Source organism: Streptomyces sp. NRRL S-87, from assembly GCF_000719335.1.
Classification (GTDB): domain Bacteria; phylum Actinomycetota; class Actinomycetes; order Streptomycetales; family Streptomycetaceae; genus Streptomyces.
The window spans coordinates 58,813-74,358 of the sequence record NZ_JOGB01000039.1; the positions used below are offsets into that span (position 1 = coordinate 58,813).

Here is a 15,546-nt window from a genome sequence, read left to right on the forward strand (position 1 = left end):
CCCCGAGCCGATGAACCCCGCCGAAGGCGACCCGCAGCGCATCCTCATCGTCGACGACGAGCCGGCCGTGCGCGAGGCGCTGCGCCGCAGCCTGGCCTTCGAGGGCTACGCCACCGAGACCGCCGTCGACGGGCTCGACGCCCTGGAGAAGGCGGCGGCGTACGCGCCCGAGCTGATCGTGCTCGACATCCAGATGCCCCGCATGGACGGCCTGACCGCGGCCCGGCGGCTGCGCGCCGCCGGGTCCGTCACGCCGATCCTGATGCTCACCGCCCGCGACACCGTCGGCGACCGGGTCACCGGCCTCGACGCCGGGGCCGACGACTACCTCGTCAAGCCCTTCGAGCTGGACGAGCTCTTCGCCCGGATCCGGGCGCTGCTGCGGCGCAGCCGGTACACCGCCCCCGCCGCGGACGCCGCGGCCGCGGAGGACGTGCTGTCCTTCGGCGACCTGCGCATGGACCTGGCCACCCGCGAGGTCACCCGGGGCGGGCGGCCGGTCGAGCTGACCCGTACCGAGTTCACGCTGCTGGAGATGTTCCTGGCGCACCCGCGCCAGGTGCTGACCCGCGAGCAGATCCTCAAGACCGTGTGGGGCTTCGACTTCGAGCCCAGCTCCAACTCCCTGGACGTCTACGTGATGTACCTGCGCCGCAAGACCGAGGCCGGCGGCGAGCCGCGCCTGGTCCACACCGTCCGCGGGGTGGGCTACGTGCTGCGGGCCGGCGAGGGCGGAGGTGCCGAGTGAGGCACTGGTTCGGCTCGCTGCCGCTGCGCTCGCGCCTGGCGTTGCTGGTGGCGGGGGCGGTGGCCTTCGCCGTGGCGGCGGTGGCGCTGGTGTGCTGGTTCATGGTGCGCACCACGCTGCGCGACCAGCTGGACGCCTCGCTGCGCTCCACGAACGTGGTGGAGCAGGTCAGGTACGGCTGTCAGCAGTCCGTACCCGTACCGGGCCGGATCAAGAGCAACCTCAGCGCCTCGGTGCAGATCGTGCTGCCCGACGGCCAGCACTGCCTGGTGGACGGCTGGCTCGCCCCGCGGGCCACGAAGACCGACACCGAGGTGGCGGCGGGGGCGCGGCGCGCCACCCTCTACGACTCGGTCTCCACGGACGGCACTCCGCTGCGCGTGCTGACCCTGCCGGCCACCTGGGACCGCGGCGCCCTGGGCACCACCCAGATCGCCATCTCCGTCGCCCGGCCGCTGTCCGACATCGACAAGCCCCTCGACACCCTCGCCTGGGTGCTCCTGGCCCTCGGCGGCATCGGGGCGGTCGGGGCCGGAGCGGCCGGACTGTGGGTGGCGCGGACCGGGCTGCGGCCGGTGGACGAACTCACCGGCGCCGTCGAGCACATCGCCCGTACCGAGGACCTGACCGTCCGCATCCCCGACGAGGGCGAGGACGAGATCGCCCGGCTGTCGCGGTCGTTCAACTCGATGACCGCCGCCCTGGCCTCCTCCCGCGACCGGCAGGCCCAGCTCATCGCCGACGCCGGGCACGAACTGCGCACCCCGCTGACCTCGCTGCGCACCAACGTCGAGCTCCTCGCGCGCAGCGAGGAGACCGGCCGGGCGATCCCGCCCGAGGACCGCCGGGAGCTGCTGGCCTCGGTCAAGGCGCAGATGACGGAGCTGGCCGCGCTGATCGGGGACCTCCAGGAGCTGTCCCGGCCCGAGGCCGCCGTGCCCGGACCGCTCCAGGTGGTGGCCCTGCACGAGATCGCCGGGAGCGCCCTGGCGCGGGCCCGGCTGCGCGGCCCCGAGCTGGCCTTCAGCGCCGAGCTGGACCCCTGGTACGTACGGGCCGAGCCGGCGGCGCTGGAGCGGGCGGTGGTCAACGTCCTCGACAACGCGGTCAAGTTCAGCCCGCCCGGCGGGGCCGTCGAGGTCCGGCTGCGGGCCGGGGAGCTGACCGTGCGGGACCACGGGCCGGGCATCCCCGCCGAGGAGCTGCCGCACGTCTTCGAGCGGTTCTGGCGGTCGCCGTCGGCGCGGGCGCTGCCCGGCAGCGGCCTGGGCCTGTCGATCGTGGCCCGCACGGTCCACCAGGCGGGCGGCACCGCGGAGCTGCGCCCCGCGGACCCGGGCACCGAGGCGGTCCTGCGCCTCCCCGGCGCCCCGACGCCGCCCCCGGACCTCCCGGACTCCTGAGAGCACGGCTCAGCAGGAGGGATCCCGCGGGTGTTGCCTGCAGTGGCGGTAGCCGGCTTCGAGCAGCTCGACCTGGTTCACGACGGGTCGCTCGCCATGCCCCCACGGTGGGACGGCCGGCCGCGGGCGGCCACCCGCCCGCGGCCGTACGGGTCAGGGGTTGTGGCGGAGGAGGGAGGCGATCAGGCCGGAGCGGGTGTTCGGGAAGTCCATGGGGACGATCCCGAGGCCGGTCCGGCCGGCCAGTTCCCCGCCGTCGACGAAGGACTGCACCTGGGGGTTGAGGCGGTCGGAGTTCCAGCGGGGCGGCAGCAGGGCGGCCGTACTCGTGTAGTTCACGAAGAGCCGGCCGGGCTGTGCGACGGCCTTGCGGAAGTGGTCCTCGATCCTGCCGCGCTTGGCGAAGGGCTCCGCCATGTAGTCGTCCTGGATGTCGAAGACGCCGGGGTCGCCGTAGCGCAGTCCGGGCAGTCCGGCGTTGTCGGCGAGCAGGACGACCCTGCCGCGGGCCTGCCGAGGTTCGGCAGGGCGGGGTCGATGCGGAAGAGCGGGCGCCAGCCGCGCCGGTCGAGGTAGTCGTCGAAGACCGCGCGGAAGGTCGCGTCGCTCTCCTCGGAGTACTCCTGCTTGACCCGCATGAGGACGGTCTCGCGGGGGTGTGCGGCGAGGAAGTCCCGGCAGGCGACGAGGACGTCGCCGAACATCAGGTTCTGGTAGTACGCGGCGTGGTGGATCGCGAAGGAGCCGCCGGTGACGCGGCAGCGCACGTCGAGGAAGCGGATGCCGGAGTCCAGCTGCTCCGCGATCGTGGTGTTCTGGCAGGCGACGTAGAGGCCGCCGTAGCGGGCGCCGGAGTCGTGGGTGCCCGGGACGGTGAGCCGCTGGAGCGGCGTCTCGTCGGGGATGGCGCCCATCCAGTCCTGGACGCCGGCGGCCGCGGCGGAGGCCGCCGGGGCCCCGAGTGCGGCGCCTGCGCCGGCCGCGCCGGCCGCGAGCGTTCCGACGAGAAACGTGCGCCGATCCAGGCCCATGGCCGCCCCCTGTGTCCGCCCCGCACGACTGGTCGAGCGCGAGTATGACGTGCACACATCAAGAGACGGAAGGGTCGTGCAGCCGGACACCGGGGCGGGGGCCCCGCGGTCGGGGCGCCGGGGAACGCCGGAGGGCGGCGGACCCCCACGGGTCCGCCGCCCTCCTCACTGCCTCACCGCTCGGACGGTGCTACTTGATGACCGTGATCCGGTCGGCCGCCGGCGGGGCCAGCGGGCTCGACTCCGAGGAGTGCTTGGCCAGGTAGGCGTTGAACACGTCCAGGTCGGACGGGCCCACCAGCTTGTTCTTGTGCTCCTTCAGGACGGTGAAGCCGTCACCGCCGCCCGCGAGGAACTCGTTCATCGCGACGCGGTAGGTGCGCGTCGGGTCGATCGCCTCGCCGTTCAGCCTGACCGAGTCGGCGACCACGCGGTCGGCGCCGGTCTTCGTCATGTCGAGCGTGTACGTCAGGCCCTTGGAGATCTGCAGGATCTTCGGGTTCGCGCCGTTGACCGGACCGGACACCTGCTGCTGGAGCGCCGTGACGAGCTGCGCGCCGGTCAGGTCGACGATGTTCATCATGTTGGTGAAGGGCTGGACCGTGAAGGCCTCGCCGTACGTCACCACGCCGTCGACCGTCTCCGCGCCCGACTTGGCGTACGCCAGGTCGGAGCGGATGCCGCCCGGGTTCATGATCGCGAGCTGCGCGCCGCCCTTGTCGGCCGGCGAGAGGGCCTCGAGCTGCGCGTCGGCGATCACGTCGCCGAGCGGCTTCTCGAACGCCTCCGAGCCGCGGCCTGCGATGTCGGCGGAGATGTAGCCCTGGACGCGGTTGGAGATCGGCGCGGCCAGCGCGTTCCAGCGGTCGATCAGCTCGGTCATGTCCGCGGCCTTCGGCTGGTCACGGGGGACCAGCCGGTTCGCGGTCGTCACCTGCGGACGGACGATGTCGCCGGTGGCGCGGTCGTACGTCAGGTTCGTCTCGGTGAACAGGCGGCCGAAGGAGGCGGCCGAGGTGACCGTGCGCGGGTTGCCGGCCGGGTCCGCGATGGTGCAGGCGTACGCCTGGTGCGTGTGGCCGGTGACCAGGGCGTCGACCTGCGGGCTGACGTTCTTGGCGATGTCGACGATCGCGCCGGAGATGCCGGAGCCCGGGCCGCCGGCGTCGCAGCTGTCGTTGTACGCGTTCGAGGCGGGCAGGCCGCCCTCGTGGATGAGCGCGACGATGGACTTCACGCCCTGGCGCTCGAGCTCCTTGGCGTACTTGTTGATCGTCTCGACCTCGTCGCCGAACTTCAGGCCCTTGATGCCCGCGGCGGTGACGACGTCCGGGGTGCCCTCGAGGGTCACGCCGATAAAGCCGATCTTGACGCCGTTCTGCTTCCACACCCAGTACGGGCTCATCAGCGGACGCTTGGTCTTCTCGTCCGTGACGTTGGCGGCCAGGTACGGGAACTGCGAGCCCTCGAAGGTCTTGCCGTACTCGAAGCAGCCGTCGACCGGGTGGCAGCCGCCGTAGCGCATGCGCAGCAGTTCCTGGCGGCCCTCGTCGAACTCGTGGTTGCCGACGCTGGTGACGTCCAGCTTCAGCTTGTTGAGCGCCTCGATCGTGGGCTCGTCGTGGAACAGGCCGGACAGCAGCGGGCTGCCGCCGATCATGTCGCCGGCGGCCGCGGTGATGGAGTAGTCGTGGCCCTCGCGCGCCTTGCGCAGGCTGGTGGCCAGGTACTCCATGCCGCCGGCCGGTATCGCCTTGGTGGTGCCGTCGGGCTGGCGCTCGGTCACGTTGCCCGAGGAGCCCTGCGGGGGCAGCAGGTTGCCGTGCAGGTCGTTGATGTTGAGCATCTGGACGTCGACGTAACGTCCCTGCGCCTTGCCCGCGGTGGTGGCGGTGACACTCGCGGCTCCGGCCGGCAGGGCGGCGGCGACCAGGGCGCCGGCGCCGGCCGTGACGGCCAGGGCGGCGAGGGTCAACCGGCGGTTTCGGCGGTGCCGTTGTGGTGTCGCTGACATCAGTTCCCCTTTGCGGACAGCGATGCGATCTGTAGGTCTGGTGCGGAAATCGCAGCCCGCAGCCTACGGTCAACGCGCGTAGCGGCGACAGGGGGTGCAGGGTTACCGTTCAGTTGCGTTGAGGGGCCCGTCGGGAGAAGAAGCGGGCCAAGCGCGACGAACCGCCCCACCCCGTCAACCTCCCGTCGCCGCTCGACTACCGCCCGTACCGGAGGCCCCCAGCGCCCCGCGCCGGCCCGCGCGTTCGGGTCCGGACTCCACGCGGGGGACCGGGAAGCTCCACCATCGGGGTCGGGCCAGCACGCCAGGACGCCGTTACGGGTGGCCGCCGGGCCGTGCGCCGTAGGCTCGACGTATGACTGACGCAGCAGCGGCACTGGAGCCCAGCCGACGGATCCAGGAACTCGACGAACTGACGCACGAGCAGGCGCAGGCGGTCCTCGCCCTGCTGGAGGAGGCGCGGCTCACCGACGGCACCTCGGCCGTCTCCGAGCAGGGCCGGCTCCAGCTGACCGGCGGCCGTCGCGAAGGCATCCGGCACTTCCTCCTCACCGAGCACGGACGGCTGGCCGGGTACGCCCAACTGGAGGACACCGACCCCGTCGAGGCCCCCGCCGCGGAGCTCGTCGTGCACCCCGCGATGCGCGGCCGCGGCCACGGCCGGTCCCTGGGCACCGCCCTGCTGGCCGCCTCGGGCAAGCGGCTGCGGGTCTGGGCGCACGGGGGCAAGTCGGCCGCCCGGCACCTGGCCCAGGTGCTCGGCCTCAGCCTGTTCCGCGAACTGCGCCAGCTGCGCCGCCCCTTGACGGGCGACGACGCCGTCCCGGAGGTGGTACTGCCCGCGGACGTCACCGTGCGGACCTTCGTCCCGGGCGACGACGACGCGGCCTGGCTGGCGGCCAACGCCGAGGCGTTCGCGCACCACCCCGAGCAGGGGGCGCTGGTCCAGCGCGACCTCGACGACCGCAAGGCGCAGCCCTGGTTCGACCCCAAGGGCTTCTTCCTCGCCGAGCGGGACGGGCAGCTGGTCGGCTTCCACTGGACCAAGGTCCACGAGGCCGAGCGGCTCGGCGAGGTGTACGTCCTCGGCGTCCGGCCCTCCGCCCAGGGGGGCGGCCTCGGCAAGGCCCTCACCGCGGTCGGCCTCCACCACCTCCAGTCCGAGGGCCTGCCCACCGCCATGCTCTACGTCGACGCCGACAACCCGGCCGCGCTGGCCGTGTACGAGGGCATGGGCTTCGTCACCCACGAGGTCGACCTCATGTACCGAACGGAGTCGTAGGCAGTCGGCGAGCGGGGGACCGGACCCGAGGACCGAAGCGGGATTCCCGGCGGGCCCGGCGGCAGGGGCCGCACGGTGCCCGGCGGGCACCCGTACGGCCCCGCTCCGCCGTCCAGGTGACGGCGAGGTCACGGCCTTGCCCCCGGGGCCCCCTGCCCGCCACGCGCCATTAACCAGCCATTCAGCAACCCTTGCGACGCTCGCGGAATGCAGCCCGTCGCCGACCCGTCACAGAGCAACGGACTCCGGCAGCCCGCCGACCCGTCTCCGAGCCGCCTGCTGCGCCTCCCCGCGCCCCCTTCCGACGCGCCTGTTGCGGCTCCGGCGCGGAAGAATGGACGCATGAGCAGCCAGAGCAGCGCCGACGTCCCCGCCCAGCCCGTGAAGCCGCCTTCCTCGTCCGCGTCCAAGGGCGCCTCAAAGGGTGCGTCGAAGGGCTCGTCCCTGGCCCAGAGCCCGGCCCAGAGCCCGGCCCAGAGCCCCGCGCACGGCACGGCCGCGCCGAAGGGCCGCCGCCCCCAGCCGTCGGTGGGCTCCATAGCCGCGCACCGGCCGCACAGCGTCGCCGCGGCCACGGCCTCCGACCTGGAGCCGGACCTCGACGCCGACCTCGACGCGTACGAGGAGGACGGCGCCGGCGGCGAGCTGCCCAGCGGCCGCTTCCTGGACCGGGAGCGCAGCTGGCTGGCGTTCAACGAGCGCGTCCTGGAACTGGCCGAGGACCCGGCCACCCCGCTGCTCGAACGGGCGAACTTCCTGGCCATCTTCGCGTCGAACCTCGACGAGTTCTTCATGGTCCGGGTCGCCGGCCTCAAGCGCCGCATCGCCACCGGCGTGGCCACCCGCTCCGCCTCCGGCCTGCAGCCGCGCGAGGTGCTGGAGTTGATCTGGACCCGCTCGCGCGAGCTCATGGCCCGGCACGCGGCCTGCTACCAGCACGACGTGGCCCCCGCGCTCGCCGACGAGGGCATCCACCTGATCCGGTGGCCCGACCTCACCGAGAAGGAGCAGGCCCGGCTCTTCACGCTGTTCAAGAACCAGATCTTCCCGGTCCTCACCCCGCTGGCCGTGGACCCCGCGCACCCCTTCCCGTACATCTCCGGCCTGTCGCTGAACCTGGCCGTGGTCGTGCGCAACCCGGTCAGCGGCCACCGGCACTTCGCCCGGGTGAAGGTGCCGCCGCTGCTCAGCCGCTTCCTGGAGGCCTCCCCGCAGCGCTACGTCCCGCTGGAGGACGTCATCGCCGCGCACCTGGAGGAGCTCTTCCCCGGCATGGAGGTGCTCGCGCACCACATGTTCCGGGTGACCCGCAACGAGGACCTGGAGGTCGAGGAGGACGACGCCGAGAACCTCCTCCAGGCTCTGGAGAAGGAGCTCATGCGGCGCCGCTTCGGCCCGCCGGTCCGCCTGGAGGTCGAGGAGTCCATCGACCCCGGCGTCCTGGACCTGTTGGTACAGGAGCTCAAGATCAGCTCCGCCGAGGTCTACCCGCTGCCCGGGCCGCTGGACCTGACCGGCCTGTTCGGCCTCGCGTCCCAGGACCGGCCGGAGCTGAAGTACCCGAAGTTCGTCGCGGGCACCCACCGGGACCTGGCCGAGGTCGAATCGGCCTCCGCGCCCGACATCTTCGCCGCCCTGCGCGAGCGGGACGTGCTGCTGCACCACCCGTACGACAGCTTCTCCACGTCCGTGCAGGCGTTCCTGGAGCAGGCGGCCGCCGACCCCGACGTCCTCGCGATCAAGCAGACGCTGTACCGCACCTCCGGCGACTCGCCCATCGTGGACGCCCTGATCGACGCGGCCGAGTCCGGCAAGCAGGTGCTGGTCCTCGTCGAGATCAAGGCCCGCTTCGACGAGCAGGCCAACATCAAGTGGGCGCGCAAGCTCGAGGAGGCCGGCTGCCACGTGGTCTACGGCCTGGTCGGGCTGAAGACCCACTGCAAGCTGTCGCTGGTGGTCCGCCAGGAGGGCGAGCTGCTCCGCCGCTACTCCCACGTCGGCACCGGCAACTACCACCCCAAGACGGCCCGGTTGTACGAGGACCTCGGCCTGCTCACCGCCGACCCGCAGGTCGGCGCGGACCTCTCCGACCTCTTCAACCGGCTGTCGGGCTACTCCCGCCGGGAGACCTACCGGCGGCTCCTGGTGGCGCCGAGGTCGCTGCGGGACGGACTGATCGCCCGGATCAACAAGGAGGCCACGCACCACCGCGCGGGCCGGCAGGCGTACGTCCGCATCAAGGTCAACTCGATCGTCGACGAGGCGCTCATCGACGCGCTGTACCGGGCGTCCCAGGCGGGCGTGCCGGTCGACATATGGGTGCGCGGCATCTGCGCGGTGCGCCCGGGCGTGCCGGGCCTGTCGGAGAACATCCGGGTGCGGTCGGTCCTCGGCCGGTTCCTGGAGCACTCGCGGCTGTTCGGCTTCGGCAACGGCGGCGAGCCGGAGATCTGGCTCGGCAGCGCGGACATGATGCACCGCAACCTGGACCGCCGCATCGAGGCCCTGGTGCGGGTCACCGACCCGGCGCACCGGGCGGCCCTGGACCGGCTGCTGGAGACCGGCATGTCGGACAGCAGCTCGTCGTGGCACCTGGGGCCGGACGGGGAGTGGACACGGCACAGCACGGACGCGGACGGGGCTCCGCTGCCGCACGTACAGGAGATGCTCATAGACGCCCGGAGGCGCCGGCGTGGTTCAGCGACACCATGACTCCGGCACGGCTGACGTGCTGGGGGACTCCAGCGCGGGGGACGTGCTCGGGGCTTATCTGCGCGCACAGGCGACAGCCTTCCTGCGCGCACTGAGACTGCACGAGGAGAGCGGTGCGGACGCCGCCGAGGGGGTGGAGGCGGCCCGGGCCATCCGGAGCGCCGCCCGCCGCATCAGCGGCTCGCTGGCCACGTACCGGCCGGTCACCGAGACCGGCTGGGCCGACGGCCTGCGCACCGAGCTGACGTGGCTGTCCGCCACGCTGGCCGACGAGCACCGGTACGGGAGCAGGCTGGCCCGGCTGCTGGACGCGCTGCACCGGCTGTCGGGCACGCCCGAGGTGCCCGCGCCGCGGGGGGCGGCGCGGGGCTCGCTCACCGTGGGCTCGGCGCGGGCGGCGGCACTGCTGGAGCGGCAGCTGACGCTGGCCCGGACCCGGGCGCACTCGGCGACGCTGCACGCGCTCGGCTCCTCCCGGTTCCACGCCGTGGCCGACGCGGTGGCCGTGCTGGCCTCGGAGGTCCCGCTGGACACCGTCGCGGCCGCCGGGCGCACCGACGAGGTGCTCGTACCGCTGTCCGCGCAGGTGGCGGACCGGCTGGCGGCGGCGGTGGCCGAGCTGCCGCTGGGCCGGGCCGGGCACCCGTACAACGCGGACGCGCTGGTGGACGACGCGTCCCAGGACGCGCCCTGGCACCGGGTGCGCACCCTGCTGCGGGTCCACCGGTACGCGCAGGAGGCCCTCGGCGCCGACGTGCTCCGGCTGACGACCGCCGGCGGGGCCCTCGACCGGCACCGGGACGCGGCCGAGGCGGCGGCGGCCTCGGCACAGGCGGCCCGGACCCCGCGGATCGCGCCGGCGACGGCGTACGCGCTGGGCGTGCTGCACGCCGACCAGCGGCACGAGGTGGAGGCCGCCCGGTTCGACTTCCAGCGCGTGTGGCAGCGCTCCGGCTCCGAGACCCCGGTGGCGACGTGACCGGGCCGGCCGGGACTCCGGGGGCGTCGTGACCGGCCCGCAGGGCACCGGCGGCGGGGCGAGCGGCCCGCGCGGCCCCGGCGACGGGACCGGCCCGCGGGGCTCCGGCGTGAAGCCGGTGTTCGCGGCCGGGTGCGTCCTGTGGCGGCGGGCGGCCGCGGACGGCGGGCCGGAGCTGTGCCTGGTGCACCGGCCGCGCTACGACGACTGGTCGTTCCCCAAGGGCAAGCTCAAGCGCGGGGAGCTGCCGGCGGACGCCGCCCGGCGCGAGGTGCTCGAGGAGACGGGGTACGTGTGCGCGCTCGGCACCGCGCTGCCCACCTCCCGTTACCTGGTCGACGGCCGGCCCAAGACGGTGCACTACTGGGGGGCCGAGGCGCTGCACGGCGGGTTCGTGCCGTCGGTGGAGGTCGACCGGCTGCTGTGGCTGCCGCCGGCCGCGACCCGGCGGGTGCTCTCGTACGACCACGACCGGCCGCTGGTGGACGCGCTGCTCGCGACGCTGCCCGGCTGATCCCGGAGTCGGTTCCGGTGCCGGGGCCCTGCTGATCCCGGTGCCGGGGCCCGGCTGATCCCCGTGCCGGGCCCGGCCGATCCCCGGGCCGGTGCGCACGGTCCGTCGCTGCCCGGTGCCGGTCCGTATCCCTCCCGCGCCGGCCCGTACCCGGTCCCGCCGACGGTCCGTACCGGGGCGGAGGGCGTCGGTCCGGGTCGACGCGCGCCACGGCGCCCGTGGCCGGAAAATGCCCTTTGGGGCACAACCGTGTGCCCGCCCTCGTGCGCCGGGCGCGCGGCCGGGAACCGGCGCGCGCGGCCCCGGCGGGCCGCACCATGCCGTCCGCCACGGTTCACCGTCCGTTCACTCACCCCCGTCGGCCGCTTCACCTGTCCTGCCTAATTTCGGCTGTGCACGGTGCGGGACACGGGCTGAAAACCGGTGGCCCCCTCGTGGCACCACGTACTCCTCTTCGCACGCCGCCCCGAACCAGAGACCGGCCGGCGGCTCCTGGAAGGAACACCCGAAAGTGATGCTTCAGCGCAAGAACCGGCTTCGTGCCTCCGCCCTCGGGGCGCTCGTCGTGTCCGGCGCCCTGGTCCTGACGGCGTGCGGCTCGGACAACAACACGCCGAAGGACGGCAGCTCGACGAAGGCCGCCGCCCCGACGGGCGACGCCTCGCAGTGCGCCGGCGCCAAGGGCCAGCTGCTGGCCTCCGGCTCCTCCGCGCAGAAGAACGCCATGGACCTGTGGGTCAACGGCTACATGGCCACGTGCAAGGGCGTCGAGGTCAACTACAAGGCCTCCTCCTCCGGTGAGGGCATCGTCGCCTTCAACCAGGGCACCGTCGGCTTCGCGGGCTCCGACTCGCCGCTGAAGCCCAAGGAGGTCGAGGACTCGAAGAAGGTCTGCACCGGCGGCCAGGGCGTGAACCTGCCGATGGTCGGCGGCCCGATCGCCATCGGCTTCAACGTCTCCGGCGTGGACAACCTGGTCCTCGACGCCCCCACCCTGGCCAAGATCTTCAACGGCAAGATCACCAAGTGGGACGACGAGGCCATCAAGAAGCTGAACCCCTCGGCCAAGCTCCCCTCCACCGCCATCCAGGCCTTCCACCGCTCCGAGGACTCGGGCACCACCCAGAACCTCGGCAAGTACCTGGCCGCCACCGCGAAGGCCGACTGGCCGTACGAGCCCGAGAAGAAGTGGCCGGCCCCGGGTGGCCAGGCCGCCTCCGGCTCCGCGGGTGTCGCCGCCCAGGTCAAGCAGGTCGACGGCGCGATCGGCTACTTCGAGCTGTCCTACGCCTCGCAGCAGGGCATCAAGACGGTCGCCATCAACACCGGCGCCTCCGCCCCGGCCGAGGCCACCTCCGAGAACGCCTCGAAGGCCATCGCCGCCGCCAAGATCGCCGGCACCGGCAAGGACCTGGCCCTCAAGCTCGACTACACCACCAAGGCCGAGGGCGCGTACCCGATCGTCCTGGTCACGTACGAGATCGCCTGCGACAAGGGCAACAAGGCCGAGACGCTCCCGACCGTGAAGTCCTTCCTGACCTACACGGCCAGCGACGCCGGCCAGAAGATGCTCGCCGAGAAGGGCTACGCCCCGATCCCGGCCGAGATCAACGCGAAGGTCCGCGAGGTCATCTCCTCCCTGGGCTGATCGCACGACCCGGAGCCGGTCCGCTCACCGTCCTGAGCGGGCCGGACTCCGGACCCTCCGGTGCACCGCCGCCAGGGGGCTCCCCGAGCCCCCGTACAGACCGGAAAGATCATGGCTAACACGACTTACACCCCGACAGACCAGGCTCCGCCGGTCTCCCGGAGCATCTCGACCGGCCGCGCCGGCGACAGGATATTCCTGGGCCTCTCGCGAGGCTCCGGCATCCTGCTCCTGGTGATCATGGCGTCGATCGCCGTCTTCCTGACCTACCGCGCGTCGCTCGCCCTGGCCGACAACCACGGCAACTTCTTCACGACCTTCGACTGGAACGCCACGGGCGACCCGCCGGTCTTCGGCATCGCGGTCCTGCTCTTCGGCACCGTCGTCAGCTCCGTCATCGCGATGGTCATCGCGGTGCCGGTCGCCGTGGGCATCGCGCTCTTCATCTCGCACTACGCGCCGCGCAAGCTGGCCGCGCCCCTCGCCTACGTCGTGGACCTGCTGGCGGCCGTGCCGTCCATCGTCTACGGCATCTGGGGCGCCCTCTTCCTCGTCCCGTACCTCGGCGGCCTGACCTCCTGGCTGGACGAGTACCTCGGCTGGACGTACGTCTTCGACAAGACCCAGGCGGGCGTCGACCGCTCCCTGTTCACCGTCGGCATCCTGCTCGCGATCATGATCCTGCCGATCGTGACCAGCGTCAGCCGCGAGGTCTTCAAGCAGGTCCCGCGCATGAACGAGGAGGCCGCCCTGGCCCTCGGCGCGACCCGCTGGGAGGTCATCCGGATGTCCGTCCTGCCCTTCGGCCGGTCCGGCGTCATCTCCGCCTCGATGCTCGGCCTCGGCCGCGCCCTCGGCGAGACGATGGCCGTCGCCACCGTGCTCTCCCCGAGCTTCCTCATCAACGGGCACCTCCTCGACCCCGGCGGCGGCACGTTCGCGCAGAACATCGCCGCGAAGTTCGACGAGGCCAACGAGTACGGCCGTGACGCGCTGATCGCCTCCGGCCTCGTCCTCTTCCTCCTCACCCTGCTGGTCAACGGCGCCGCTCGCATGATCATCGCGCGTCGCAAGGAGTACTCGGGGGCGAACGCCTGATGAGCCACGCACTGCAGGACCAGCGGCCCGTCGGGACCCGCACGTCCGCCGCCCCCACCAGCCTCACCCGGGGCGGCCTGCCCCGCTGGGCCCCCCTCGCCGTCGCCGCCGTGTCGGTCGCCCTCGGCTGCGGCATCGGCGCCGCCGCCGGCCTGGACAGCAAGATGCAGTGGGGCCTGATCGCCGGCGCGCTGTTCGTCCTCATCACCTACACCGCCAGCGCGGTCGTCGAGAACCGCCGCCAGGCCAAGGACCGCGTCGCCACCTCGGTCATCTGGGTGTCGTTCGTCCTCGCGGTCGTGCCGCTGCTGTCCCTGATCTGGGTCACGGTCTCCCGCGGCCTGAAGGTCCTCGACGCCTACTTCCTCAGCCACTCGATGGCCGGCGTCGCCGGCTTCGAGCCCGGCGGCGGCGTCTACCACGCCCTGCTCGGCACCATCGAGCAGGTGCTCCTGGCGACCGTGATCGCCGCCCCGATCGGCCTCCTGACCGCCGTCTACCTGGTCGAGTACGGCCGGGGACCGCTCGCCAAGGCCGTCACCTTCTTCGTCGATGTCATGACCGGCATCCCGTCCATCGTCGCGGGCCTCTTCATCCTGACGACCTGGACGCTGATGCTGAAGCAGGGGCCGTCCGGCTTCGCCGGCTCCCTGGCCCTGTCGATCCTGATGATGCCCGTGGTGGTCCGCTCCACCGAGGAGATGCTCAAGCTCGTCCCGAACGAGCTGCGCGAGGCGTCCTACGCCCTCGGCGTGCCGAAGTGGAAGACGATCCTCAAGGTCGTCCTCCCGACCGCCATCGGCGGTATCGCCACCGGCGTGATGCTCGCCGTCGCCCGCATCACCGGCGAGACCGCGCCGATCATGCTGCTGGTCTTCGGATCCCAGCTGATCAACGGCAACCCGTTCGAAGGCGCCCAGTCCTCCCTCCCGCTCTACATCTGGGAGCAGTACAAGGTGGGCAGCGCCGATTCCTTCGACCGGGCCTGGGCCGCCGCGCTCGTCCTGATCGCCTTCGTCATGATCCTCAACCTGGTGGCCCGCGGCATCGCCCGCTGGAAGGCCCCGAAGACCGGCCGCTGACCGGCCACGAAAGAAGCTCTGATTCCCATGGCCAAGCGCATCGACGTCTCCGGTCTGTCCGCCTTCTACGGAACCCACAAGGCCATCGACGACATCTCGATGACCGTCGAGCCCCGCTCCGTGACCGCCTTCATCGGCCCCTCCGGCTGCGGCAAGTCCACCTTCCTGCGCACCCTGAACCGCATGCACGAGGTCACCCCCGGCGGCCGCGTCGAGGGCAAGGTGCTGCTGGACGACGAGAACCTGTACGGCGCCGGCGTCGACCCGGTCGCGGTCCGCCGCACGGTCGGCATGGTCTTCCAGCGCCCGAACCCCTTCCCCACCATGTCGATCTTCGACAACGTGGCGGCGGGCCTGCGCCTGAACGGCAAGTTCAAGAAGGGCGAGCTCGCCGACATCGTCGAGCGCTCGCTCAAGGGCGCCAACCTCTGGAACGAGGTCAAGGACCGCCTGAACAAGCCCGGTTCCGGCCTCTCCGGCGGCCAGCAGCAGCGCCTGTGCATCGCCCGCGCCATCGCGGTCGAGCCGCAGGTCCTGCTGATGGACGAACCCTGCTCCGCCCTCGACCCGATCTCCACCCTCGCCATCGAGGACCTGATCGGCGAGCTGAAGGAGCGGTTCACCATCGTCATCGTCACCCACAACATGCAGCAGGCCGCCCGCGTCTCCGACCGCACCGCGTTCTTCAACCTCGCGGCCGTCGGCCAGCCCGGCAAGCTCATCGAGATCGACGAGACCGACCGGATCTTCTCCAACCCCTCCGTCCAGGCCACCGAGGACTACATCTCGGGCCGCTTCGGGTAAACCGGATCACGTCCCGGACCGCCTCCGGGAGATCCCCACACGCGTCCTGCGGTGCTGCATGGCGGTGCCACCGCGAGACGAAAACGGGCCCGCCCCCTGGGAAGGGGGCGGGCCCACCCGCGTTCCGGGCCGGGCCGCGACGGGGCCCGCGACCCCCCGGCCGCGATGTGACCCACGCCACTACAACCATCGACCCGCCCGACCGGTCGAACCCTGCGTCAGGGTCAAGAT

The 15,546-nt window shown here is 72.4% G+C and carries 11 protein-coding genes and 1 pseudogene; 10 read left to right on the forward strand and 2 right to left on the reverse strand.

Translation table 11 applies throughout. The annotated features are described in order from the left end of the window. The first annotated feature begins 10 nt into the window (after window positions 1-10). Together IF43_RS0123995 and IF43_RS0124000 are read left to right on the forward strand one after the other, a co-directional pair. On the forward strand, window positions 11-748 hold the full coding sequence (locus IF43_RS0123995) for a response regulator transcription factor (RefSeq protein ID WP_030204230.1): 738 nt from the start codon (window positions 11-13) through the stop codon (window positions 746-748). Next, window positions 745-2,151: a cell wall metabolism sensor histidine kinase WalK gene (locus tag IF43_RS0124000; protein ID WP_030204232.1), complete on the forward strand. Its 1,407-nt coding sequence runs from the start codon at window positions 745-747 to the stop codon at window positions 2,149-2,151. Before IF43_RS0123995 ends, IF43_RS0124000 begins: the two co-directional genes overlap by 4 nt. 153 nt (window positions 2,152-2,304) lie before the next feature. Here IF43_RS0124000 and IF43_RS36825 read toward each other — a convergent pair. Then, window positions 2,305-3,182 (reverse strand): annotated as a pseudogene (locus tag IF43_RS36825) (phosphatidylinositol-specific phospholipase C). 190 nt (window positions 3,183-3,372) lie between these two features. Next, window positions 3,373-5,196: a bifunctional UDP-sugar hydrolase/5'-nucleotidase gene (locus IF43_RS0124010; protein ID WP_051795972.1), complete on the reverse strand. Its 1,824-nt coding sequence runs from the start codon at window positions 5,194-5,196 to the stop codon at window positions 3,373-3,375. 355 nt (window positions 5,197-5,551) lie between these two features. Between IF43_RS0124010 and mshD the strand changes: the two genes are divergently transcribed. From mshD to pstB, 8 genes are all read left to right on the forward strand, one after another. Continuing rightward, on the forward strand, window positions 5,552-6,478 hold the full coding sequence (mshD, locus tag IF43_RS0124015) for a mycothiol synthase (protein WP_030204236.1): 927 nt from the start codon (window positions 5,552-5,554) through the stop codon (window positions 6,476-6,478). A gap of 342 nt (window positions 6,479-6,820) precedes the next feature. Continuing rightward, window positions 6,821-9,190 (forward strand): RNA degradosome polyphosphate kinase, encoded by a 2,370-nt coding sequence (locus tag IF43_RS0124020; protein WP_234332512.1) that lies wholly within the window; start codon window positions 6,821-6,823, stop codon window positions 9,188-9,190. Then, the gene (locus tag IF43_RS0124025) at window positions 9,171-10,169 is read left to right on the forward strand and encodes a CHAD domain-containing protein (protein WP_030204238.1); all 999 of its coding nucleotides are present in this window, start codon (window positions 9,171-9,173) and stop codon (window positions 10,167-10,169) included. Before IF43_RS0124020 ends, IF43_RS0124025 begins: the two co-directional genes overlap by 20 nt. A gap of 109 nt (window positions 10,170-10,278) precedes the next feature. Then, a complete protein-coding gene (locus IF43_RS0124030) occupies window positions 10,279-10,683 on the forward strand; it encodes an NUDIX hydrolase (protein WP_030204239.1) in 405 nt (134 codons plus the stop codon). A 511-nt stretch (window positions 10,684-11,194) separates the two neighbouring features. Then, window positions 11,195-12,331, forward strand: a complete 1,137-nt coding sequence (gene pstS / locus IF43_RS0124035; RefSeq protein WP_030204240.1) for a phosphate ABC transporter substrate-binding protein PstS — start codon at window positions 11,195-11,197, stop codon at window positions 12,329-12,331. A gap of 111 nt (window positions 12,332-12,442) precedes the next feature. Beyond that, window positions 12,443-13,429, forward strand: coding sequence for a phosphate ABC transporter permease subunit PstC (pstC, locus tag IF43_RS0124040; protein ID WP_030204241.1), 987 nt, complete (start codon window positions 12,443-12,445; stop codon window positions 13,427-13,429). Further along, window positions 13,429-14,511: a phosphate ABC transporter permease PstA gene (gene pstA / locus IF43_RS0124045; RefSeq protein WP_030204243.1), complete on the forward strand. Its 1,083-nt coding sequence runs from the start codon at window positions 13,429-13,431 to the stop codon at window positions 14,509-14,511. Before pstC ends, pstA begins: the two co-directional genes overlap by 1 nt. Window positions 14,512-14,538: 27 nt before the next feature. Then, on the forward strand, window positions 14,539-15,315 hold the full coding sequence (gene pstB, locus IF43_RS0124050; RefSeq protein WP_030204245.1) for a phosphate ABC transporter ATP-binding protein PstB: 777 nt from the start codon (window positions 14,539-14,541) through the stop codon (window positions 15,313-15,315). Window positions 15,316-15,546 lie beyond the last annotated feature (231 nt).

Coding starts and splice junctions, on each gene's coding strand:
- pstA (WP_030204243.1), top strand. CDS start 13,429: ATGAGCCACGCACTGCAGGACCAGCGGCCCGTCGGGACCCGCACGTCC.
- mshD (WP_030204236.1), top strand. CDS start 5,552: ATGACTGACGCAGCAGCGGCACTGGAGCCCAGCCGACGGATCCAGGAA.
- IF43_RS0124010 (WP_051795972.1), bottom strand. CDS start 5,196: ATGTCAGCGACACCACAACGGCACCGCCGAAACCGCCGGTTGACCCTC.
- pstB (WP_030204245.1), top strand. CDS start 14,539: ATGGCCAAGCGCATCGACGTCTCCGGTCTGTCCGCCTTCTACGGAACC.
- IF43_RS0124020 (WP_234332512.1), top strand. CDS start 6,821: ATGAGCAGCCAGAGCAGCGCCGACGTCCCCGCCCAGCCCGTGAAGCCG.
- IF43_RS0123995 (WP_030204230.1), top strand. CDS start 11: ATGAACCCCGCCGAAGGCGACCCGCAGCGCATCCTCATCGTCGACGAC.
- pstC (WP_030204241.1), top strand. CDS start 12,443: ATGGCTAACACGACTTACACCCCGACAGACCAGGCTCCGCCGGTCTCC.